This is a genomic window from Streptomyces cinereoruber (genome assembly GCF_009299385.1).
In the GTDB taxonomy this organism is placed as follows: Bacteria; Actinomycetota; Actinomycetes; order Streptomycetales; family Streptomycetaceae; genus Streptomyces; species Streptomyces bikiniensis.
The window spans coordinates 2,112,098-2,133,701 of record NZ_CP023693.1; the positions used below are offsets into that span (position 1 = coordinate 2,112,098).

A 21,604-nucleotide genomic window follows, 5' to 3' on the forward strand; every position below is an offset into this window, starting at 1 on the left:
TCGAGTATGCCTTGTCAGTCCTTGTGGACGGTCCCGTCCGGGTCCAGGCCCCGGAACGACAGGATCACGATGAGGATGCCGCCGCAGACGATCGCCGAGTCGGCGAGGTTGAAGACGGCGAAGTGCGCGGGGGCGATGAAGTCGACGACCGCGCCCTCGAAGACGCCGGGCGAGCGGAAGATCCGGTCCGTGAGGTTGCCGAGCGCGCCGCCGAGCAGCAGGCCGAGCGCGATGGCCCAGGGCAGGCTGTAGAGCTTCCGGGCGAGCCGGATGATCACGACGATCACGGCGGCGGCGATGCAGGTGAAGATGATCGTGAAGGCCTCGCCCATGCCGAAGGCGGCGCCCGGGTTCCGGATGGCGTCGAAGCGGAGCAGGTCGCCGATCACCCGGATCGGCTCGCGGCCCTCCAGCTTCTCGACCACGAGGATCTTGCTGCCGAGGTCGAGCAGATAGGCCAGGAGGGCCACCACGAACAGGGCGAGGATCCTGCGCCTGCCCCGGGGACGCTCGACGGGAGCCTCCGTGCCGTCGGAGGCGGCCGACTCGTCGGCCCCTGCTGAATCCGGCGTACCGATGATGCGCTCCGCCTCTGCCACGTGAGTGAGTCCCTCGACCTCGATGCCTGACCGTGCACCGAGGGTACGGCACAGGCGTACGAGAACGGCATCCGAGACCGCCGGTCACGCGGCGCCCGGGCGGCACGGGCCGGGCCCCGGGCGCCGCCCGCCTCAGCCGCGCCGCTCCTGCCGCTGCTTGTCCTCGACGCAGAGGGTGGCCCTCGGGAAGGCCTGCATGCGGGCCTTGCCGATCGGCTTGCCGCACACCTCGCACAGGCCGTACGTGCCGGCGTCGAGCCGCTCCAGGGCGTGCTCGGTCTGCTCCAGCATCTCCCGGGCGTTGGCCGCGAGGGCCAGCTCGTGCTCGCGGGTGATGTTCTTGGTGCCGGTGTCGGCCTGGTCGTCCCCGGCGCCGTCGCCCGAGTCCCGCATGAGGCCCGTCAGCTCCTCCTGGGAGTGGGCCAGCTCGCTGCGGAGCCTCAGCACCTCCGCCTGGAGACCGTCGCGGGCCTCGGCGACCTCCTCCGGCGTCCAGGGGTCCTCGCCCGGACGGACCGCGAGCTCACCGGCACGGGCCGGGGGCACCGCGGCCCCGTCCTCGACGGTCGTCACGCCACCCGCGGTCTTCTTCGCTGCCACCGTCCTGGCTCCTGTCTGCTTCCGCGCGGACGCCTTCCTGGCGGGCGCGCCCGGAGCGGCGGCGTCCTCGGCGGAGGCCGCCTCGGCGGGGGCCGCCGCTCCCGTCTTCTTCTCCACGACGGCCTTCTTGGCCGCCGCGGCCTTCTTCGCGACCGTCTTCTTCGCGGCCGCCACCTTCTTCGCGACCGCCTTCTTGGCGCCCGCCCTCCCGGTCCCCTTCTCCTCGGGGGCCTCCGGTTCCTCCGCGACCGTGGGGTGCCCGGCGACCGCCGTCCGTTTCCCGGCCGTGGTCTTCTTCGCGGCGGTCTTCTTCGCCACCATGTCGCGGCCCCTTCACATTTTGTGATCTTGCTCGCGAATCGTGCTGGGACGATAAATCGGCCCGGGGCCCGCGGCAACGGGGCACGCCGCCGTGCCCACCCGCCCCCGCTCCCCGCCGGGGCGGCCCGCTTCCGTTGTGCCCAGCTCCCCGGCCGGTTATCCGCCCCTCCCCTCCCCCACATGGCCCCACCCCGGGCCCGGCGGCCCCCGTGTGGCCATTCGGGTCACGGAAAACCGGTCCGCCCTCCTTCCCCGGGCGCCGTACACTGGGCCCAGCGAAAGGCTTGGATGGGGACGAGTAGCGTCGTACGCAGCCATGAGCGACCCGGGGACGGTGAGAGCCCGGGGGCGAGCCCGATGTGAAGCATCACCCCGGAGCCGCCGGAAGAAAGCCGCACCCCGGGGTGCGGCGACTAGACCCGGCGTCGCGACCCCAATGAGGGGGCTTCGGGCGGTCGCGCCCGGGGCCAAGGAGGGTGGTACCGCGGGAGCAGCGCTCTCGTCCCTCCGACGGAAGCAGAACCGTCCGTCCGGAGGAGAGTCCGCCGCATGACAGCGCCGCAGTACCGCCAGGTGCCCGCCCAGGTCGACCTGCCCGCCCTCGAGCACGCCGTGCTCGACTTCTGGCAGGAGAACAAGGTCTTCGCGAAGACCCTGGAGCAGTCCGAGGGCCGCCCCGAGTGGGTGTTCTACGAGGGCCCGCCGACCGCCAACGGCATGCCGGGCGCCCACCACATCGAGGCCCGCGTCTTCAAGGACGTCTTCCCCCGCTTCCGGACCATGCGCGGCTACCACGTGGCCCGCAAGGCCGGCTGGGACTGCCACGGCCTGCCGGTCGAGCTCGCCGTCGAGAAGGAGCTCGGCTTCTCCGGCAAGAAGGACATCGAGGCGTACGGCATCGCCGAGTTCAACGCCAAGTGCCGCGAGTCCGTGACCCGGCACACCGACGCCTTCGCCGAGCTGACGACCCGGATGGGCTACTGGGTCGACCTGGACGACGCGTACCGGACCATGGACCCCTCGTACATCGAGTCGGTCTGGTGGTCGCTCAAGCAGATCTTCGACAAGGACCTGCTGGTCCAGGACCACCGGGTCGCCCCCTGGTGTCCCCGCTGCGGCACCGGCCTCTCGGACCACGAGCTGGCGCAGGGCTACGAGACGGTCGTGGACCCCTCGGTCTACGTCCGCTTCCCGCTGACCTCCGGCCCGCTGGCCGGCCGCGCGGCGCTCCTGGTCTGGACGACGACTCCGTGGACCCTGGTGTCCAACACGGCGGTCGCCGCCCACCCCGAGGTCACCTACGTGGTCGCCACCGACGGCGACGAGCAGGTCGTCGTCGCCGAGCCGCTGGTGGACAAGGCGCTCGGCGAGGGCTGGGTCACCACCGGCGAGACCTTCACCGGCAAGGACATGGAGCGCTGGACGTACGGGCGCCCGTTCGAGCTGATCGAGTTCCCGGAGCCCGCGCACTACGTCGTCAACGCCGAGTACGTGACGACCGAGGACGGCACGGGTCTGGTCCACCAGTCCCCCGCCTTCGGCGAGGACGACCTCAAGGTCTGCAAGGCGTACGGCCTGCCGGTCGTGAACCCGGTCCGCCCCGACGGCACCTTCGAGGAGGACGTGCCGCTGGTCGGCGGCGTCTTCTTCAAGAAGGCCGACGAGAAGCTGACCGCCGACCTGGACGCGCGCGGCCTGCTCTTCCGGCACATCGCGTACGAGCACAGCTACCCGCACTGCTGGCGCTGCCACACGGCGCTGCTCTACTACGCGCAGCCGTCCTGGTACATCCGCACGACCGCGGTCAAGGACCGCATGCTCGCGGAGAACGAGGGGACGAACTGGTTCCCGGAGTCGGTCAAGCACGGACGCTTCGGCGACTGGCTGACCAACAACGTCGACTGGGCCCTCTCCCGCAACCGCTACTGGGGCACCCCGCTGCCGATCTGGCGCTGCGAGGACGGGCACCTCACCTGCGTGGGCTCGCGCGCCGAGCTGACCGAGCTGACCGGCACCGACCAGTCGGGCCTGGACCCGCACCGCCCGTACATCGACGCGGTCACGTTCGCCTGCCCCGAGGACGGCTGCTCCCTGGAGTCCGTCCGCGTCCCGGAGGTCATCGACGCCTGGTACGACTCGGGCTCGATGCCGTTCGCGCAGTACGGCTACCCGTACGAGAACAAGGAGCTGTTCGAGAGCCGCTACCCGGCGCAGTTCATCTCCGAGGCGATCGACCAGACCCGCGGCTGGTTCTACACGCTGATGGCCGTCGGCACCCTGGTCTTCGACAAGTCGTCGTACGAGAACGTGGTCTGCCTGGGCCACATCCTCGCCGAGGACGGCCGCAAGATGTCCAAGCACCTGGGGAACATCCTCCAGCCGATCCCGCTGATGGACCAGCACGGCGCCGACGCCGTCCGCTGGTTCATGGCGGCCGGCGGCTCGCCGTGGGCGGCCCGCCGGGTGGGCCACGGCACGATCCAGGAGGTCGTCCGCAAGACCCTCCTCACGTACTGGAACACGGTCGCCTTCCAGGCGCTGTACGCCCGGACGTCCGGCTGGGCGCCGAGCGCGGCGGACCCGGCCCCGGCCGACCGCACGGTCCTCGACAAGTGGCTGCTCTCCGAGCTGAACACGCTGGTGGCCGAGGCCACCGAGGCGATGGAGGCGTACGACACCCAGCGCACCGGCAAGCTCCTGTCGGCGTTCGTGGACGACCTGTCCAACTGGTACGTGCGCCGCTCCCGCCGCCGCTTCTGGCAGGGCGACAAGGCGGCCCTGCGGACCCTGCACGAGGTCGTGGAGACGGTCACGCGCCTGATGGCCCCGCTGACCCCGTTCATCACCGAACGGGTCTGGCAGGACCTGGTGGTGCCGGTGACCCCGGGCGCCCCGGAGTCGGTCCACCTGGCCACCTGGCCGGAGGCGGACGCGTCCCTGATCGACGGCACGCTCTCCGAGCAGATGCTGCTCGTCCGGCGCCTGGTCGAGCTGGGCCGCGCGACCCGTGCCGAGTCCGGCGTGAAGACCCGCCAGCCGCTCTCCCGCGCCCTGGTCGCGGCCAACGGCTTCGCGGCGCTCTCCCCCGAGCTCCAGGCCCAGATCACGGAGGAGCTGAACGTCTCCTCCCTGGCGTCCCTCTCCGAGGTCGGCGGCTCGCTGGTCGACACCACGGCCAAGGCGAACTTCCGGGCCCTGGGCAAGCGCTTCGGCAAGGGCGTCCAGGACGTGGCCAAGGCGGTGGCGGCGGCGGACGCGGCGGCCCTCTCCCTGGCGCTGCGTTCCGGCGAGGCGCCCCTGGAGGTGAACGGCGAGACGATCACCGTCACCCCCGAGGAGATCATCATCACGGAGACCCCCCGCGAGGGCTGGTCGGTCGCCTCGGACGCGGGCGCGACGGTCGCCCTGGACCTGGAGATCACCCCGGAGCTGCGCCGCGCCGGCCTGGCCCGCGACGCGATCCGCCTCATCCAGGAGGCCCGCAAGAACAGCGGCCTCGACGTCGCCGACCGCATCGCCCTGCGCTGGACCTCGGACTCCGAGGAGACCACGGACGCCCTGACGGCCCACGCGGCCCTCATCGCGGACGAGGTCCTGGCGACGGACCACGCCAACGGCGAGGCCGACGACACCTACGGCGCCCCGTTCACGGACGACTCCCTCGGCCTGACGTTCCGCCTCCGCAAGGCGTAACCGGCCCGACGAAGGCCCGGCACCCCGTCCTGGGGCGCCGGGCCTTCCGCTTCCCCCCGTCGTACCTCCCGTACGGCTCCGGACACGACGAAGGGCCGGCCCCCGGTTTCCCGGGAGCCGGCCCTCGTAGCCTGCCGACGGCTACGCGCTCGTCGCGCGACCGCCCGCCGTCAGTTGTCGTCCTCGTCGATGAGGAAGCCCCGCATGGGCGCCGGAGCCTGCTGCATCGGCTGCGGTGCCTGCGGACGGACCGGAGCCATCGGCTGGGTCATCGCCGGGGACATCTGCTGCTGACCGCCGCCGTAGGACGGGCCACCGCCCATGGACGGGCCGCCACCCATGGTGCCGCCGCCGTAGGACGGCGCACCGGCGCCGGCCGAGGCCATCGACGGGGCCGGCGGCAGGGAGGCCGCGGCCGGGGTGCGCGGCGGGGCGAGCGAGTCGTCGGCCTGGGTCTCGAGCTGGCGCAGCTGCGACTCCAGGTACGACTTCAGGCGCGTGCGGTACTCGCGCTCGAAGCCCCGCAGGTCCTCGACCTTGCGCTCGAGGGTGGCGCGGGCGGACTCCAGGGAGCCCATCGCGACGCGGTGCTTCTCCTGCGCGTCCCGCTCCAGGGCGTCGGCCTTGGCGCGGGCGTCCCGCTCCAGGCCCTCGGCGCGCGAGCGCGCCTCGCCGACGATCTTGTTGGCCTCGGAACGGGCCTCCGCGATCGCCTGGTCGGCGGTCTGCTGGGCCAGCGAGAGGACGCGCGCGGCGCTGTCGCCGCCCGGACCCTGCGCGGGCTGCTGCTGCATCTGCTGCGGGTGGCCCATCGGACCGCCCTGCATCGGGCCGGGACCCATCGGCCCACCCTGCATGGGGCCGCCCTGCATCGGGCCGGGGCCCATGGGCCCGCCCTGCATGGGGCCGCCCTGCATGGGGCCGGCGGGAAGCTGAGGAGCACCGGAAGGCAGCTGCGGCGGGCCCATCTGCGGCGGCTGCTGCTGGACCGGCGGTCCGGATATGGCGGCGGGTACCGGGGCCCCGGGACCGACGGGACGATCCTGCTGCTCCGGGGGCTTGCGCATGCCCTGCTGCTGCTGGTTCTGCGCGGCGGCGCGCGTCGCGGCGGCCAGCTTGGCGCGCAGGTCCTCGTTCTCGCGGAGCAGGCGGGTCAGCTCGGCTTCGACCTCGTCGAGGAAGGCATCGACCTCGTCCTCGTCATAGCCTTCTCGAAGGCGGACGGTCGTGAACTGCTTGTTCCGCACGTCCTCGGGAGTCAGCGGCATCTCTTCTTCACCTCTACGTAGTCGTCGGCAGTCGGCAAGACCGTACCGTCCACAGGCACCTCACTCACCTCGCGAAGCTGCTCACGATGGAGATCAGGATGTAGACGATGATCATCAGAACGAAGAAGGACAGGTCGAGTGCCACGCCCCCGAGACGCAGCGGCGGGATCAGCCGCCGCAGGAGCTTGAGCGGTGGATCGGTGACAGTGTAGGTGGCCTCAAGGACGACCACCATCGCCTTACCGGGTTGCCATGAACGGGCGAACTGGAAGACGTAGTCCATGACAAGCCGGACGATCAGGAGGACGAGGAAGCACATCAGCACGATGTAGACCACCTGTAGTGCGACGCCCATCCCGCGTTTCCCTCTCCCCTGGCTTGCGTGCTCTCGCTCGTCCGGCCGCCCTCGCGACCGGTCCGTCCGGTTCCTGTGTTCTCAGCTCTGGTTGAAGAATCCGCCCTCTGCGATCCGGGCCTTGTCCTCCGCCGTGACATCGACGTTAGCAGGCGACAACAGGAACACCTTCTGCGTCACGCGCTCAATGCTGCCATGGAGCCCGAAGACGAGTCCGGCGGCGAAGTCGACAAGTCGCTTCGCGTCCGTGTCGTCCATCTCCGTGAGGTTCATGATCACCGGGGTGCCCTCACGGAAGTGTTCCCCGATGGTACGGGCCTCGTTGTAGGTCCGGGGGTGCAACGTGGTGATGCGGTAGGGCTCCCGCTCGGACACGACCTTGGGCATGATCACCGGTGCGTTCTTCTCCAGGCTCGGGCGTTCGGGTGTGATGGATGCCACGGGGGCAATTCGGGCCGGACGTCCGCTTTCGGCGAGTACCGGGACGGAATGGGCGACCGGCTCCCGGGGGGCCGGGGGCTTCACCACGCGCACCGGTTCCTCGTGCTCCACCTGCCGCGGGGGGACGTGACGCCGGTCGCGCTCCGGCTCCGGCTCCAGCTCGGGTTCGAAGTCGTCGTCGGGGTCGAAGCCCCGGCCGTCGTACCCATCGTCCTCCACGAGGCCGAGGTAGACCGCCATCTTGCGCATCGCGCCGGCCATTCTCCGATTCCTCCGCTCTGTGGTGGATCGGCCTTGTCACCAAGTGCCGGCGATCCACGGGCCGTCCCGCCGTTCTGCGGAATGACCATATTTTCTGCTGTGGTCCGACTTGCTTCGCGACGTTACCCGAGCTTGGGGCGGACACCGAGTACCGCCGTACCGACGCGTACGTGTGTCGCCCCGGCGGCGACGGCCTCTTCGAGGTCTCCGCTCATCCCCGCGGACACCATGTTCGCAGCCGGACGGGTCGCGCGCAGGGCAGTCGACAAATCCATCAGCCGGTCGAACGCCGCGCGGGGCTCCCCGGCGTACGGGCCGGCGAGCGGGGCGACCGTCATCAGGCCGTCGAGCCGCAGCCCGGGCGCGTCGTCCACGGCCGCCGCCAACTCCTCGATCCCGTCGGGCGACACGCCGCCGCGGTCGCCCCGCTCGCCGGACTCCGCGTCGAGCGCGACCTGGATCAGGCAGCCGAGTTCGCGCTCCCTCTTCTCCGCCGCGGCGGAGAGCGAGGAAACGAGCTTCGATCGGTCGACGGACTGCACGACATCGGCATAACCGACCACCGACTTGACCTTGTTCGTCTGCAACTGGCCCACGAAGTGCCAGGTGAGGTCGAGATCGGCACAGGCGGCCGCCTTGGGCGCGGCGTCCTGGTCCCGGTTCTCGGCGACGTGCCGGACGCCCAGGCCGTGGAGGATTCTCACGTCGCTCGCGGGGTAGGTCTTGGTCACCACGATCAGGGTGACGTCCTCGCGCGCGCGTCCTGCGGCGGCGCAGGCGGCGGCGATGCGCGCCTCCACCCGGGCCAGGTTCTCGGCGAGTTCCGCCGTGCGGTCCGTCATCAGCTCTTTCCTGCCGGGGATCCGGGGGCCGCGCCCCGGGAGGACTCGACGTCCAACCAGACATATCCCGCGAGTCGCCCCGTGGCGCGGTCGCGGCGGTACGAGTAGTGGTCGCGGGACTCCAGGGTGCAGACCCCGGCGTCCTCGACGTCCCGGACCCCGAGCCGCGCGAGCTGCGCGCGCACTCCGGCGGCGACGTCGACGGCGGGGGTCCCCCAGGAGGTCTCCGCGGCGGCGGCCGGTTCGACGGCGGCGACCTCGTCGCGCATCGCCTCCGGCACCTCGTAGCACCGTCCACAGACGGACGGTCCGGTGCGGGCGGCGATCCGGGCGGGGTCGGCGCCCAGGCCGGTCATGGCCTCTACGACGGCCGGGACGACCCCGGCGACCATCCCGGGCCGCCCGGCGTGGGCGGCGGCCGCGACCCCGGCGACGGGGTCGGCGAGCAGGACCGGGACGCAGTCGGCGGTGAGGACGGCGAGGGCGAGCCCGCGCCGGGTGGTGACGAGGGCGTCGACGGAGGGGATCTCCGCGTCTCCCCAGGGGCCTTCGACCTCGGCGACGTCCGCGCCGTGCACCTGGTTCATCCAGACCACCCGGGCCGGGTCGAGCCCGAGGGCCCCGGCGGCGAGCGCCCGGTTGGCGAGCACGGCGCCGGGGTCGTCGCCCACCGCGCCGCCGAGGTTGAGCTCCTCGTACGGAACGGCGCTCACCCCGCCCCACCGGTCGGTGAAGGCGAAGTGCGCGCCGTTCGCGGCGGAGCGCCGTCCTATCACTTCAGGAAGTCCGGGACGTCCAGCTCCTCGGCCTGGCTGTCCGCGTACGGACGGGCCGGGGGGACCACCGGCGGGGCCGGGGTCAGCGGGGCCTCGTTGACGACCGGGGCCGGGGGCTCGACCGGCGCGGGGGCCGGGTCCTCGCGGGGGGTCACCGTGCCGAGGCCGCCCAGCGGGCGGGAGGTCTCGGTGGCGCGGGGCGCCGGGGCGGGCTCCTCGCGCTTGGCGGAGACCGAGCCGATGATGTTGTCCCGGCGGGCCGGCGGCTGGCCGCCGTCGAAGCCGGCCGCGATGACGGTGACCCGGACCTCGTCGCCGAGGGCGTCGTCGATGACGGCGCCGAAGATGATGTTGGCCTCGGGGTGGGCCGCCTCGCTGACCAGCTGCGCGGCCTCGTTGATCTCGAAGAGGCCGAGGTCGCTGCCGCCGGAGATGGAGAGCAGCACGCCGCGGGCGCCGTCGATGGAGGCCTCCAGGAGCGGCGAGGAGATCGCCATCTCCGCGGCGGCCACCGCGCGGTCGTCGCCGCGGGCGGAGCCGATGCCCATGAGGGCCGAACCGGCCTCGGACATGACCGACTTGACGTCGGCGAAGTCGAGGTTGATCAGACCCGGGGTGGTGATGAGGTCGGTGATGCCCTGGACACCGCTCAGGAGGACCTGGTCGGCCGACTTGAAGGCGTCGAGCACGGAGACCTGGCGGTCCGAGATCGAGAGCAGCCGGTCGTTGGGGATGACGATGAGGGTGTCGACCTCTTCGCGGAGCTCGGCGATGCCGTCCTCCGCCTGGTTGGCGCGGCGGCGGCCCTCGAAGGTGAACGGCCGGGTGACCACGCCGATCGTGAGGGCGCCGAGCGAGCGCGCGATGTTGGCGACGACGGGGGCGCCGCCGGTGCCGGTGCCGCCGCCCTCGCCGGCGGTGACGAAGACCATGTCGGCCCCCTTGAGGACCTCCTCGATCTCCTCGCGGTGGTCCTCTGCCGCCTTGCGACCGACGGCCGGGTTCGCCCCGGCCCCGAGGCCGCGGGTGAGTTCACGGCCGACGTCGAGCTTGACGTCGGCGTCGCTCATCAACAGCGCTTGCGCGTCGGTGTTGATCGCGATGAACTCGACGCCCTTGAGACCGACCTCGATCATTCGGTTGATGGCATTGACACCACCGCCGCCGACACCGATGACCTTGATGACTGCGAGGTAGTTCTGCGGTGCTGCCACGTCGAAGGCCTCTCGCCTCGAGTTACGTGTCGCCACCGCGCGGTTGGCCGCGCTGCGACGACGGATGCCGATTGGGACGGTCCGAAACGCCGACCCAAACCCTAACGTTGAAGTTTAGGGTTACCAGTGTCTCTGTTCGCTGGACTCTTCCGAACAGGACACTAAGTCGACAAGCGGCGCACGTTCAACGAACACGCCGAACCTCCCGTTTTTCTTTTCACCCTATGTGATCACCCGTAGCGCTGGCCAACCAGGGTGCTGGCCAGCGGTGATGCGCGTCAACTCCCCGACGAGGCGGGTGCCGTTGGAGCACTTACATCGAAGTGCCCCGCTTTGGGAGCGGCCTTCATGAGGGCGGTGAGGACCCGGGCCTTGACCGGCCCGTGCTCGCCGCTGCCCCAGAGGACGGTGCGGCCGCCGGTCAGTTCGACGGTGATGGAGTCGTACGAGGCGACGCGGACGACCCGGGCGTCCCGGGCGACCTCCGCCGGGAGTTCGCCCCGGACCCGGACCGCCTCCTCGAGCAGCCGGTCCGCGCCGAAGCGGCGCAGGCTCGGGGAGGCGGCGGCGTCGAGGACCAGCAGCGGGACGCCCCGGGGCGCGGTGGCGACGGTGGCGAACCGGACGCCGTTCGCGTCCACTTCGGTGAACTTTCCGCCCTTTTCGATGAGCAGGACCGGTTTCCGTTCCGTCACTTCGAGTCCGATTCCGTGCGGCCAGGACCGCACGACCTCGATCGACTCGATCCGCGGCAGCAGTCGCCGGGTCCGGGCCTCGATCGCGTCGGTGTCGACGGAGGCGAGGGGGGCGCCGAGCGGGACGGCGGCGGCCTTCTCGACCTCGGCCGGGGTCAGGACCCGCGTGCCGGAAGTCTTCACACGTTCCACACGGAACCAGTCCGAGCCGTAGAGCGCCCAGACCGCACCGGCGACGACCGCGGCGAGGCCGAGCGCGGAGAGCAGGAGGCGGGGCGCGGGCGCCCGGAACCTGCGATTCCGGGCACCCGGCCGGGACGGGCCGCCGTCCGACGACCCCTTCGACCCGCGTGCGCCGCTCTTCTCGGCGGTCGTCGGTGCGGTTGCCACCCGGCGCCTCCTGCCTTCCGTCCGGAGCGCCGCGCTACGCCTGACGGCGGGCGGCGATCGCCTCGTACACCATGCCGACGAGCAGGTCGTCGGCGTCCCGGCGGCCGAACTCGGCGGCGGCGCGGGACATCTCGTACAACCGGTGCGGATCGGCCAGTACGGGCAGGACGTTGCCCTGCACCCACTGCGGCGACAGCTCCGCGTCGTCGACGAGGAGCCCGCCGCCGGCCTTGACCACCGGCTGGGCGTTGAGCCGCTGTTCGCCGTTGCCGATGGGCAGCGGGACGTACGCGGCGGGCAGTCCGACGGCGGAGAGCTCGGCGACGGTCATCGCGCCCGCACGGCAGAGCATCATGTCGGCCGCGGCGTACGCGAGATCCATCCGGTCCACGTACGGTACCGGTACGTACGGCGGCATACCGGGCATGTTGTCGACACGCGGCACCTCGTTCTTCGGGCCGACCGCGTGCAGGATCTGGATGCCGGAGCGCTGGAGGACCGGGGCGACCTGCTGGATCACCTCGTTGAGGCGCCGGGCGCCCTGCGAGCCGCCCGAGACGAGCAGCGTCGGCAGGTTCGGGTCGAGCCCGAACGCGGCGCGCGCCTCGGGGCGCACCCGGGCCCGGTCGAGGGTGGCGATGGTGTGCCGCAGCGGGATGCCGATGTAGCGGGCGTCACGGAGCTTGCTGTCCGGGGTGGCGACGGCGACCCCGGCCGCGTACCGCGAACCGATCTTGTTGGCCAGGCCGGGCCGGGCGTTGGCCTCGTGGACCACGATCGGCACCCCGAGCCGCTTGGCGGCCAGGTAGCCGGGCAGCGCCACGTAGCCGCCGAAGCCGACCACGCAGTCCGCCCCGGTGCGCTCCAGGACCTGCTCGGCCGCCTTGATCGTGCCGCGCAGCCGTCCGGGGACGGTGATCAGCTCGGGGGTGGGCTTGCGGGGCAGCGGTACGGCGGGGATGAGGGCCAGCTCGTAGCCCCGCTCGGGCACGAGCCGGGTCTCCAGGCCCTTCTCCGTGCCCAGCGCCGTGATCCCCGTGCTGGGGTCCTGCCTGCGCAGGGCGTCCGCGAGGGCGAGCGCGGGCTCGATGTGGCCGGCGGTCCCCCCACCGGCGAGTACGACATGCACCGAAATTCACCGCTCTCCGGACGGGCGCTTCTTGACGCGCCGTCGCATCGACTTCCATCTCTTCCCGACCCGCTTGCCCCAGCCGGGGCGGCGCATGGCCAGGGCCGCTTTCGCGGCGGGTTCCTGTCGCGCGAAGGCGATGAGGAGCCCGACGGCGAACATGGTCGGCAGCAGGGCCGACCCTCCGTAGGAGAACAGCGGGAGCGGGACACCGGCGATCGGCAGCAGGCCGAGCACCGCACCGATGTTGACCACGGCCTGCGCCGTGATCCAGGTGGTCACACCTCCCGCGGCGAACCTCACGAAGGGGTCCTCCGTGCCTCCGGCCACGCGGATACCCGCATAGCCTAGAGCCGCGAACAGGGCGAGTACCGACAGCGTCCCCGCGAGGCCCAGCTCCTCACCGGCGACCGCGAAGATGAAGTCGGTGTGCGCCTCGGGCAGTTGGCCCCATTTCTCCACGCTCGCACCGAGCCCGGATCCGAACCATCCGCCCGACGCCAGAGCATAGATTCCGTGCGCGGCCTGGAGGCAGGGGGCTCCCTCGCCGCCGGGGTCGGACGCGCCGATGCACTGGAAGCGGTCCATCCGGTGCGGGCTGGTCCTGATGAGCAGCGTCCCGAGGGCGCCGGCCACCGCGAGCACCCCGACGAAGAGCCGGGTGGGCGCGCCGGCCGTCCACAGCAGGCCGAAGAGGATCGTCGTGAGGACGATCGCGGTGCCCATGTCCCCGCCGAGCATGATGAGTCCGAGCAGCATGAAGGCCACCGGGACCAGCGGCACCAGCATGTGCTTCCACTGGGTGAGCAGCTTCATGTCCTGCTTGCGGGCGAGCAGGTCGGCCCCCCACAGGATCAGCGCCAGTTTGCCGAACTCGCTGGGCTGGAGCATGAACGGGCCGCCCAGCGAGATCCAGTTCTGGTTGCCGCCGATGTTGTGCCCTATCCCGGGGATCTGCACGAGGACCATCAGGAAGACCGCGCCGACCAGGATCGGGTAGGCGAGCGCCCGGTGCAGCTTCACCGGCATCCGGGAGGCGGCCAGGAGCAGTCCGGTGCCGAGGAGCGCGGCGAGGAACTGCTTCCGGAAGAAGTACGACGGCACCAGCTCGTAGCGGAGCGCGGTGATCATCGAGGCGGAGTAGACCATCACGAGCCCGAGGCCGGTGATGAGCATCCCGGCGCCGATGATCACGTAGTACGCCGTGAGAGGGCGGTCCCAGGCCTTCCTGGCCCGCTCGTGGAGCCCGCGGACGCCTCCGCCGCGCGGCCGCCGCGGGGGCGCGGGAGTCCGCCCCCCGCCGCGTGCGGCGGAGGGCCGGCGCGTTCCGGCGGTCTTGCTCGGCATGGTCGCCGTCCCCTCCGGTCGTGTCCGGTGCGGCCGGACCCTCCCACTGGTCGGGTCAGGCGTCCCCGGTGGCGGCGAGGGCGCGGACCGCGTCCGCGAAGGCCTCGCCGCGCGTGTTGTAGTTGGTGAACATGTCCATCGAGGCGCAGGCCGGGGCGAGCAGGACCGTGTCCCCGGGGCGGGCGAGCCGGGCCGCCTCGCGGACCGCCTCGGACATCGCCCCAGTGTCGGTCCGGTCGAGGTCGACCACCGGGACCTCCGGGGCGTGTCGCGCCAGGGCTTCGCGGATCAGGGCCCGGTCGGCGCCGATCAGGACGGCCCCGCGCAGCCGCTTCGCGGACTTCCGGACGAGTTCGTCGAAGGTCGCGCCCTTGGCGAGGCCGCCGGCGATCCAGACGATCGGGTCGTAGGCGGCCAACGAGGCTTCCGCGGCGTGGGTGTTGGTGGCCTTGGAGTCGTCCACGTACGTGACTCCCCCGACCTCCTCGACCAGTTCGATGCGGTGCGGGTCGGGCCGGAAGGCCTTGAGGCCGTCCCTTACGGCCTTGGCGTCGACGCCGAAGGCGCGGGCCAGGGCGGCGGCCGCGAGGGCGTTGGCGATGTTGTGCGGGGCCGGGGGCTGCACGTCGGCGACCTCGGCGAGCTCCTGGGCGTTCTTCTGCCGGTTCGGGGCGAAGGCCCGGTCGACGAGGAGGCCCTCGACGACGCCCAGTTCGGAGGGGCCGGGGGTGCCGAGGGTGAAGCCGATCGCGCGGCAGCCCTCCTCGACGTCGGCCTCGCGGACCAGGTCCTCGGTGACCTTGTCGGCCGTGTTGTACACGCAGGCGACCTGGTTGCCCTCGTAGATCCGGCCCTTGTCGGCGGCGTACGCCTCCATGGAGCCGTGCCAGTCGAGGTGGTCGGGCGCCAGGTTGAGGACGGCGGCCGAGTGGACGCGGAGCGAGGGCGACCAGTGGAGCTGGTAGCTGGAGAGCTCGACGGCGAGCACGTCGTACTCCTGCTCGCCGAGGACGGCGTCGAGGAGCGAGACGCCGATGTTGCCGACGGCGGCGGTCCGCAGTCCGGCCGCCTCCAGGATGGAGGCGAGCATCCGCACGGTCGTGGTCTTGCCGTTGGTGCCGGTGACGGCGAGCCAGGGGGCGGCTCCGGGGCCCCGGAGCCGCCAGGCCAGCTCGACGTCGCCCCAGACCTCCACGCCCGCCTCGGCGGCGGCCGCGAAGAGGGGCTTGTCGGGGCGCCAGCCGGGGGTGGTGACGATCAGCTCGGTGCCGGTCGGCAGGGTGTCGCCGTCGCCGAGGCGGACGGTGATGCCCTCGGCCTCCAGTGCGGCGGCCTGGGCCCGGGAGCGCTCGTCGTCGCCGTCGTTGACGACGGTCACGCGGGCGCCGAGGCCGTGGAGGACGCGGGCGGCCGGGATGCCGGAGACGCCGAGTCCCGCGACGGTGACCTGCTTGCCGTTCCAGTCGAGCCGCTGTGTCACTTGTCCGCTGCCCATCCCGCGTAGAAGAGACCCAGGCCCACGATCACGCACATGCCCTGGATGATCCAGAACCGGACGACGACCAGGACCTCGGACCACCCCTTGAGTTCGAAGTGGTGCTGGAGGGGGGCCATCCGGAAGACGCGCTTGCCGGTCATCTTGAACGAGCCGACCTGGATGACCACGGACATCGTGATCAGCACGAACAGGCCGCCGAGCAGCGCGAGGAGGAGCTCCGTACGGGAGCAGATGGCGAGGCCGGCGAGGGCGCCGCCGAGGGCGAGCGAGCCGGTGTCGCCCATGAAGATCTTGGCGGGCGAGGTGTTCCACCACAGGAAGCCGAAGCAGGCGCCCATGAGGGCGGAGGCCACGACCGCGAGGTCGAGCGGGTCGCGGACCTCGAAGCAGGCGTTCGGGTTGGTGAGGGTCAGCGCGTTGGCGCAGGACTCCTGGAACTGCCAGAGCCCGATGAAGGTGTACGCGCCGAAGACCATCACGGAGGCGCCGGTGGCCAGGCCGTCCAGACCGTCCGTCAGGTTCACGCCGTTGGACATGGCCAGGATCATGAAGAGCGCCCAGACCACGAAGAGCACCGGGCCGATGGTCCAGCCGAAGTCCGTGATGAAGGAGAGCTTCTCGGAGGCCGGGGTGAGCCCGCGCGAGTCGGAGAACTGGAGCGCGAGCACCGCGAAGGCGATGCCCACGATCAGCTGTCCGGCCATCTTCGCCTTGGCCCGCAGACCGAGCGACCGCTGCTTGACGATCTTGATGTAGTCGTCGAGGAAGCCGACCAGGCCCATGCCCGCCATCAGGAAGAGGACGAGCACGCCGGAGTACGAGACGGGTTCACCGGTGATGACCTTGGCCAGCGCGTACGCGATGAGCGTGGCCAGGATGAAGGAGATGCCGCCCATGGTGGGCGTGCCCTTCTTCCCGGCGTGGCCGCGCGGGCCGTCGTCCCGGATGAACTGCCCGTACCCCTTGCGCGCGAGCAGCTTGATGAGCAGCGGGGTGCCGATCAGGGTCAGGAAGAGCCCGATGGCCCCCGCGAAGAGGATCTGCCTCATCGGCCGGTGACCTCGCCCTCGGTGTCGAGGAGAGCCAGGGCGACCTGTTCGAGACCGACCGACCTGGAAGCCTTCACAAGGACGACGTCCCCCGGGCGCAGCTCACTGCGCAACAGGTCGACCGCCGCCTGCGCGTCGGACACGTGCACCGACTCCTCACCCCACGAACCCTCGTTATATGCGCCCAGTTGCAGCCAGGACGCTTCCCTGTCCCCGACCGCCACGAGCTTGCTGACGTTGAGCCGGACGGCGAGCCGTCCGACCGCGTCGTGCTCGACGAGCGATGCGTCCCCGAGCTCGGCCATCTTGCCGAGCACCGCCCACGTACGGGCCCCCCGGGCCTGTGCGGCCCGGCCCATGGCCGCGAGCGCGCGCAGGGCGGCCCGCATGGACTCGGGGTTCGCGTTGTAGGCGTCGTTGACGATCGTCACGCCGTCCGGACGCTCGGTGACCTCCATGCGCCAGCGCGACAGGGAGCCGGCCTCGGAGAGCGCGGTGGCGATCTCTTCGACAGGCATGCCCAGCTCGTGCGCGACGGCGGCCGCGGCGAGCGCGTTCGACACGTGGTGCTCACCGTACAGGCGCAAGGTCACGTCGCTGCACCCGGTGGGTGTGTGAAGGCGGAAAGAGGGCCTCCCGGTCTCGGTGAGGTGGACGTTCTCGGCACGTACGGCCGCTTCGTCCGCTTCGCCGAACAGGGTCACGCGGGCCTTGGTGCGGTCGGCCATCGCGCGGACGAGGGGGTCGTCGGCGTTGAGGACCGCCACGCCCCCCTCGGCCTCGGTGGGGAGCGACTCGACCATCTCGCCCTTCGCCAGGGCGATCTGCTCCCGGCCGCCGAACTCGCCGATGTGGGCGGAGCCCACGTTGAGGACGAGGCCGATGCGGGGCGGGGTGAGGGTGGTGAGGTAGCGGATGTGGCCGATGCCCCGGGCGCCCATCTCCAGGACCAGGTGCCGGGTCTCGTCGGTCGCGGTGAGCGCCGTGAGGGGCAGGCCGATCTCGTTGTTGAGCGAACCGGGCGTCCACACGGTGGGCGCGTGCCTCTCCAGGACCTGGGCGATCAGGTCCTTGGTGGAGGTCTTGCCCGCCGAGCCGGTGAGGGCGACGACGTCGGTGCCGAGGCGTTCGACGACGGCGCGGGCGAGGGCCCCGAGGGCGGTCTGGACGTCGTCCACGACGATCGCGGGCACGCCGACGGGGCGGGCGGCGAGCACGGCCGTCGCACCCGCCTCCACGGCGCGCCGCGCGTAGTCGTGGCCGTCGACGCGCTCACCGGCGAAGGCGGCGAAGAGGCTGCCTTCCCGCACCTCGCGGGAGTCGATGACGACGGGCCCGGTGATCCGGGCGGCCGGATCCGGTATGTCGTGCGCCTGCCCGCCGACGATTTCGGCGATCTCGGCGAGGGAGAGGGCGATCACTGCTTCATCCCTGACTGTTCTGGTGACTGGCTTCGGCACTGCCGCCCGACGGGGCGGTCCGGGCCTTCTGTTCGAGGATCGCGGCGCGCAGGACCTCGCGGTCGTCGAAGGGGCGGACGGCCCCGGCGATCTCCTGGCCCTGCTCGTGGCCCTTGCCCGCGACCAGGACGGTGTCGCCCGGCCGGGCGCGGGCGACGGCCGCGGCGATCGCGGCGGCGCGGTCGGCGAGGACGAGGACCTCGCCGCGCTCCTCCGCCGGGACGGCGGCGGCGCCGGCGAGCATGGCGGTGAGGATGGCGAGGGGGTCCTCGGAGCGGGGGTTGTCCGAGGTCAGGGCGGCGGTGTCGGCGAGCCGCGCGGCGGCGGCGCCCATCGGTCCGCGTTTGGTGGTGTCCCGGTCGCCGCCGCAGCCGATGACCACGTGCAGCCGGCCCTCGGTGACCTCGCGCAGGGAGCGCAGGACCGATTCGACGGCGTCCGTCTTGTGCGCGTAGTCGACGACCGCGAGGTACGGCTGTCCGGCGTCGACGCGCTCCAGGCGTCCGGGGACGCCGGGGACGGCGGCGACGCCCTCGGCGGCGGCCTTCGGGTCGAGGCCGGCGGCGGCGAGGACGGCGATCGCGGCGAGGGTGTTGGCGACGTTGAACGGGCCGGGCAGCGGGGCGGTGGCGGCGATCCGCTCGCCCCCGGGGCCGACGGCGGTGAACGTCGAGTCGTGGGAGCCCAGGACGAGGTCCTCGGCACGCCAGTCGGCGTCGGTACGGCCCTCGGCGGAGAAGGTGAGGACCGGGACGCCGGCCTCCTCCACGAGCCTGCGGCCGTACGCGTCGTCGAGGTTGACCACGCCCAGGCGGCTGCGCTCGGGCGTGAAGAGCCCGGCCTTGGCCCGGAAGTAGTCCTCCATGTCGGAGTGGAACTCCATGTGCTCCGGGCTGAGGTTGTTGAAGACGGCGACGTCGAAGACGCAGCCGTCGACCCGGCCGAGCACGAGGGCGTGGCTGGAGACCTCCATGGCGACGGCCTCGACGTCCCGTTCGCGCATGACGGCGAAGAGGGCCTGGAGGTCGGTGGCCTCGGGGGTGGTGCGCTCGGACTTGACGCGCTCGTCGCCGATCCGCATCTCGACGGTGCCGACGAGTCCGGTGCGCCGTCCGGCGCCGCGCAGTCCGCCCTCCACCAGGTAGGCGGTGGTGGTCTTGCCGGAGGTGCCGGTGATGCCGATCTTCAGGAGGTCGGCGCCGGGCCGTCCGTAGATCTCGGCGGCGAGTTCGCCCATCCGGCCGCGCGGGTCCTCGACGACCAGGACCGGCAGGCCGGTGGCGGCGGCGCGTTCGGCGCCCGCCGGGTCGGTGAGGATCGCGGCGGCGCCGAGTCCGGCGGCCTGGGCGACGAAGTCGGCGCCGTGGAGGCGGGCGCCGGGCAGGGCGGCGTACACGTCGCCGGGGCGCACGGCCCGGGAGTCGTGGGTGATGCCCGAGACCTCGGCGTCTCCCGGGGGGTCGATCCCCAGGTGCGCGGCCAGGTCGCCCAGGGGTGTCGGGCGGACCCGCTCCGGCCGTGGCGGGGTGGTTCGGTACTGATCAGCGTGTGGCACGGCGGTGAGCGTACCGGGCCCACCCTGTGGGGGGCCAAAAGAGGCCGGGGCCTCGCCGGAGTTCGATTTCCGGTTCCCGGAATGGGGGGTGATCGTTGTCACTGGTGCTCCCGGAGTGTCACGGGGTGGGGTCGAAGGTGACCGGCAGTCGGGCGGGCGGGCTGCCCGTGGGGGCGATGTGGAGGGTCTTGAGGGCGAACTCCATGACCTTCTTGTAGATGGGTCCGCAGATCTGGCCGCCGAAGTAGCTTCCCTTGGTGGGGTTCTGGATGGCGCAGTAGACGGTGACGCGCGGCGCGTCGGCGGGGGCGAAGCCGGCGAAGGAGGCGGTGTAGCCCTTGTAGCGGCCGAGTTCGGGGTCGACGCGGTTGGCGGTGCCGGTCTTGCCGGCGACGCGGTAGCCGGGGATCGCGGCGCGGGTGCCGGTGCCCTCCTCGTCGTCGACGACGGACTCCAGCATGGCGGCGAGGGTCTTGGCGGTCTTCTCGCTGACGACGCGGGACTCCTCGGGCCGGGGGGCCGGGGCGAAGCGCCCGTCGGGTCCCCTGGTGCCGCGCACGAGGGTGGGGGCGGTCCGTACGCCTCCGTTGGCGATGGTCGAGTACACGGAGGCGGCCTGCATGGCGTTGACGGAGAGGCCCTGGCCGAAGGGGATCGTGTACTGCTGCGAGGTGGACCAGTCCTTCGGCTTGGCGAGGATGCCGGGGGTCTCCCCGGGGTAGCCGAGGCCGGTGGGGCTGCCGATGCCGAACTTGCGCAGGTAGGAGTGGAGCACCTCGTTGGACCCGGCCTGGGTGGTGCCGAGCCGGCCGGTGGCGAGGATGGTGCCGATGTTGCTGGACTTGGCGAGGACGCCGTTGAGGGTCAGGTACCAGGTCTCGTGGTCGACGTCGTCCTTGAAGAGCCGGTCGCCGCGGTGGAGCCGGTTGGGGACGGTGACGTGGGTGCCGGGGGCGGCCTTGCCCTCCTCCAGGACGGCGGCCATGGACATGACCTTGCTGGTGGAGCCGGGCTCGTAGGCGTCCTGGAGGGCGGCGTTGCCCATGGCGGCGGCGTTGGCGGCGGAGAGGTCGTTGGGGTCGAAGCCGGGGGCGTTGGCCATGGCGAGGACCTCGCCGGTGCGGGTGTCCTGCACGATGACGTAGCCGCGGTCGGCCCTGGACTTCTCCACCTGCTCGGTGATGGCCTGCTGGGCGGCCCACTGGATGTCCCGGTCGATGGTCAGTTCGATGTTCGTGCCGGGGACGGCGGGGGTGCCCCGGGAGCCGGCGGTGGGCACCTGGCGGCCGCCGGACTGGGTGAAGCGGATCTTGCCGTCCTTGCCGGCGAGGTCCTCGTCGAGCATGGACTCCAGACCGCCGGCGCCCCGGCCCTCGGCGTTCACGTAGCCCAGTATCCCGGCGGCGAGTTCGCCGTTCGGGTAGACGCGCTTGGTGCTGGGCTCGCTGAGGATGCCGCCGAGGAGGTTGATCCCGTTGCCCCCGGCGGAGGGCTGGGACTTCTGCCCGTAGACCTTCTTGAGGTCCTTGATCTGGTTCCACACCTGCGGGGTCTGCTTGCGGGCGAGGAGGGTGTAGCGGGACTTGGGGGTGCGGAGCTTCTTCGCCAGTTCGGCGGGCTGCTTGCCGAGGATGGGGGCGAGGAGGGCGGCCGCCTGCTCGGGGGCGTCCGCGACCTTGCTCTCCTCCGGGGTGAAGAGCTTGGGGTCGGCGGTGATGTCGTACGCGTCGACGCTGGTGGCGAGCGCGATGCCGTTGCGGTCGGTGATCTCGCCGCGCTCGGCGGAGAGCGTGTACTCCTGGAAGCGGTACTTGTCGGCCTTGGCGGCGTACGCGTCGGCGTCGACGGCCTGGACCTGGAGCAGCCGGACGACGAAGACCAGCATGACGAGGGTCAGGCCGAGGGAGACCAGGCGGAGCCGGGGCCGGGGGTTGCCGAGCTTGATGGTCCGGGGCCGGCGGGCCGGGGGCCGGGGCGCGGTCCGCTTCGCGGCCGGGCGCGGCGCCCGAGTCCCGCCGGAGCCGGGGGCCGCCTGGGCGGGCCGGGGGCGGGCGGGCCGGGCGGGGCCGGGGACGCGGCGGCGCGTGGGCTCCTTGGGGGGCACTGCTCGG

17 protein-coding genes are annotated in these 21,604 nt (G+C 72.0%); 1 reads left to right on the top strand and 16 read right to left on the bottom strand.

What is annotated here, in order from left to right; genetic code table 11:
* Positions 1-14: 14 nt before the first annotated feature.
* Positions 15-599, bottom strand: a complete 585-nt coding sequence (lspA, locus tag CP977_RS09305; RefSeq protein WP_062756513.1) for a signal peptidase II — start codon at positions 597-599, stop codon at positions 15-17.
* Between the two features lie 132 nt (positions 600-731).
* Entirely contained in the window at positions 732-1,520 is a 789-nt protein-coding gene (locus CP977_RS09310) for a TraR/DksA family transcriptional regulator (protein WP_152369899.1), read from the bottom strand.
* 549 nt (positions 1,521-2,069) lie between these two features.
* On the opposite strand from CP977_RS09310, the gene ileS reads away from it, so the two are divergent.
* Positions 2,070-5,213 (top strand): isoleucine--tRNA ligase, encoded by a 3,144-nt coding sequence (gene ileS, locus CP977_RS09320; protein ID WP_152369900.1) that lies wholly within the window; start codon positions 2,070-2,072, stop codon positions 5,211-5,213.
* A gap of 170 nt (positions 5,214-5,383) precedes the next feature.
* On the opposite strand, the gene CP977_RS09325 is transcribed toward ileS, so the two are convergent.
* The 14 genes from CP977_RS09325 to CP977_RS09390 form a co-directional block, all read right to left on the bottom strand.
* Positions 5,384-6,481 (bottom strand): DivIVA domain-containing protein, encoded by a 1,098-nt coding sequence (locus CP977_RS09325; protein ID WP_062756506.1) that lies wholly within the window; start codon positions 6,479-6,481, stop codon positions 5,384-5,386.
* A gap of 64 nt (positions 6,482-6,545) precedes the next feature.
* Positions 6,546-6,836: a YggT family protein gene (locus tag CP977_RS09330; RefSeq protein ID WP_017238790.1), complete on the bottom strand. Its 291-nt coding sequence runs from the start codon at positions 6,834-6,836 to the stop codon at positions 6,546-6,548.
* A gap of 81 nt (positions 6,837-6,917) precedes the next feature.
* A complete protein-coding gene (locus tag CP977_RS09335; RefSeq protein ID WP_030205527.1) occupies positions 6,918-7,538 on the bottom strand; it encodes a cell division protein SepF in 621 nt (206 codons plus the stop codon).
* A gap of 122 nt (positions 7,539-7,660) precedes the next feature.
* The gene (locus CP977_RS09340; protein ID WP_062756503.1) at positions 7,661-8,380 is read right to left on the bottom strand and encodes a YggS family pyridoxal phosphate-dependent enzyme; all 720 of its coding nucleotides are present in this window, start codon (positions 8,378-8,380) and stop codon (positions 7,661-7,663) included.
* Positions 8,380-9,156, bottom strand: coding sequence for a peptidoglycan editing factor PgeF (pgeF, locus tag CP977_RS09345; protein WP_152369901.1), 777 nt, complete (start codon positions 9,154-9,156; stop codon positions 8,380-8,382). Before pgeF ends, CP977_RS09340 begins: the two co-directional genes overlap by 1 nt.
* The gene (gene ftsZ / locus CP977_RS09350; protein WP_030205535.1) at positions 9,153-10,370 is read right to left on the bottom strand and encodes a cell division protein FtsZ; all 1,218 of its coding nucleotides are present in this window, start codon (positions 10,368-10,370) and stop codon (positions 9,153-9,155) included. The genes pgeF and ftsZ overlap by 4 nt, the downstream gene beginning before the upstream one ends.
* A gap of 278 nt (positions 10,371-10,648) precedes the next feature.
* Positions 10,649-11,455: a cell division protein FtsQ/DivIB gene (locus CP977_RS09355; RefSeq protein ID WP_152369902.1), complete on the bottom strand. Its 807-nt coding sequence runs from the start codon at positions 11,453-11,455 to the stop codon at positions 10,649-10,651.
* Between the two features lie 34 nt (positions 11,456-11,489).
* Positions 11,490-12,584 carry an undecaprenyldiphospho-muramoylpentapeptide beta-N-acetylglucosaminyltransferase gene (murG, locus tag CP977_RS09360; RefSeq protein ID WP_062756495.1) on the bottom strand — a complete coding sequence of 365 codons (1,095 nt, stop codon included), beginning with the start codon at positions 12,582-12,584 and terminating at the stop codon, positions 11,490-11,492.
* Positions 12,585-12,590: 6 nt separating this feature from the next.
* Complete coding sequence (gene ftsW, locus CP977_RS09365; RefSeq protein ID WP_062756493.1) at positions 12,591-13,931, bottom strand: putative lipid II flippase FtsW; 1,341 nt, start codon at positions 13,929-13,931, stop codon at positions 12,591-12,593.
* Between the two features lie 55 nt (positions 13,932-13,986).
* Positions 13,987-15,426 (bottom strand): UDP-N-acetylmuramoyl-L-alanine--D-glutamate ligase, encoded by a 1,440-nt coding sequence (gene murD, locus CP977_RS09370; RefSeq protein ID WP_062756491.1) that lies wholly within the window; start codon positions 15,424-15,426, stop codon positions 13,987-13,989.
* A complete protein-coding gene (gene mraY / locus CP977_RS09375) occupies positions 15,408-16,478 on the bottom strand; it encodes a phospho-N-acetylmuramoyl-pentapeptide-transferase (RefSeq protein ID WP_062756489.1) in 1,071 nt (356 codons plus the stop codon). Before mraY ends, murD begins: the two co-directional genes overlap by 19 nt.
* A complete protein-coding gene (locus CP977_RS09380; RefSeq protein WP_109185751.1) occupies positions 16,475-17,899 on the bottom strand; it encodes a UDP-N-acetylmuramoyl-tripeptide--D-alanyl-D-alanine ligase in 1,425 nt (474 codons plus the stop codon). Before CP977_RS09380 ends, mraY begins: the two co-directional genes overlap by 4 nt.
* A 4-nt stretch (positions 17,900-17,903) precedes the next feature.
* A complete protein-coding gene (locus CP977_RS09385; protein ID WP_152369903.1) occupies positions 17,904-19,595 on the bottom strand; it encodes a UDP-N-acetylmuramoyl-L-alanyl-D-glutamate--2,6-diaminopimelate ligase in 1,692 nt (563 codons plus the stop codon).
* A 16-nt stretch (positions 19,596-19,611) separates the two neighbouring features.
* Entirely contained in the window at positions 19,612-21,597 is a 1,986-nt protein-coding gene (locus CP977_RS09390) for a peptidoglycan D,D-transpeptidase FtsI family protein (RefSeq protein WP_104860554.1), read from the bottom strand.
* Between the last annotated feature and the right edge of the window lie 7 nt (positions 21,598-21,604).

What these genes read in the sequence shown, in the direction of transcription:
- CP977_RS09310 (WP_152369899.1), bottom strand. Translation starts at nt 1,520, where the DNA reads ATGGTGGCGAAGAAGACCGCCGCGAAGAAGACCACGGCCGGGAAACGG.
- ileS (WP_152369900.1), top strand. Translation starts at nt 2,070, where the DNA reads ATGACAGCGCCGCAGTACCGCCAGGTGCCCGCCCAGGTCGACCTGCCC.
- CP977_RS09325 (WP_062756506.1), bottom strand. Translation starts at nt 6,481, where the DNA reads ATGCCGCTGACTCCCGAGGACGTGCGGAACAAGCAGTTCACGACCGTC.
- CP977_RS09330 (WP_017238790.1), bottom strand. Translation starts at nt 6,836, where the DNA reads ATGGGCGTCGCACTACAGGTGGTCTACATCGTGCTGATGTGCTTCCTC.
- CP977_RS09335 (WP_030205527.1), bottom strand. Translation starts at nt 7,538, where the DNA reads ATGGCCGGCGCGATGCGCAAGATGGCGGTCTACCTCGGCCTCGTGGAG.
- CP977_RS09340 (WP_062756503.1), bottom strand. Translation starts at nt 8,380, where the DNA reads ATGACGGACCGCACGGCGGAACTCGCCGAGAACCTGGCCCGGGTGGAG.
- ftsW (WP_062756493.1), bottom strand. Translation starts at nt 13,931, where the DNA reads ATGCCGAGCAAGACCGCCGGAACGCGCCGGCCCTCCGCCGCACGCGGC.
- murD (WP_062756491.1), bottom strand. Translation starts at nt 15,426, where the DNA reads ATGGGCAGCGGACAAGTGACACAGCGGCTCGACTGGAACGGCAAGCAG.
- mraY (WP_062756489.1), bottom strand. Translation starts at nt 16,478, where the DNA reads ATGAGGCAGATCCTCTTCGCGGGGGCCATCGGGCTCTTCCTGACCCTG.